This is a genomic window from Prevotella rectalis (assembly GCF_900607215.1).
Lineage (GTDB): Bacteria > Bacteroidota > Bacteroidia > Bacteroidales > Bacteroidaceae > Prevotella > Prevotella brunnea.
In genome coordinates, this window is sequence record NZ_LR027821.1 from 116,633 (window position 1) to 117,290 (window position 658).

The 658-nt window shown below is 40.6% G+C and carries 1 protein-coding gene (only partly in view); it reads left to right on the forward strand.

Features of this window, described 5'->3' with window-relative positions; genetic code table 11:
• Nucleotides 1-658 carry part of the coding region annotated (locus tag E0E16_RS07695; RefSeq protein WP_130829732.1) for an IS30 family transposase on the forward strand (this coding region is incomplete at its 5' end). The annotated region continues 32 nt past the right edge of the window, so 658 of the 690 annotated nt are shown.

Consider the following 658-nt stretch of genomic DNA (forward strand, 5'->3'; position numbering starts at 1 on the left):
ATTAAGGAATATATCACCAATGACCAGTGGTCTCCACGACAAATATCAGGTTATCTGCGCAAGAATGAGGGAATAAAGGTGTCCCACCAATCCATTTATAATATCATTCATAATGATACAACAGGGGAACTTGCCAAACACACAAGGCATAAGATGAAATACAGACATCGTCCCAAGGGCAGACATCTTCCAATTAAAGACAGGTTGAGTATCCATGAAAGAAGTAAGGAAGTTGACGGGAAGAGATTCGGAGATTTTGAGATGGACTTGATCGTAGACCCTGACCAGCATACCATACTCACACTGGTAGAGAAATCCACCAATATGCTGCTTATGCAGAAACTGCCATTTGGAAAGCAGTCAAAGCCTCTGGCAAAGGTAGTTAGGAAACTGCTGCCACCATACAAGGACTGTCTGAAGACCATTACAACAGACAACGGACCTGAATTTGCAGCACATAAGGACATTACCAAGTTCTTAGGCGTGCCCGTATACTTCGCTGATCCATATTGTTCTTGGCAAAAGGGAGCGATTGAGAATACAAATAAACTAATCAGACAATATATACCGAAAAAGGATTCGTTTGAACATTACACAGACAAGAGAATTATGTCGATACAAAAGAAATTGAACGAAAGACCGAGAGAAAAATTAAACT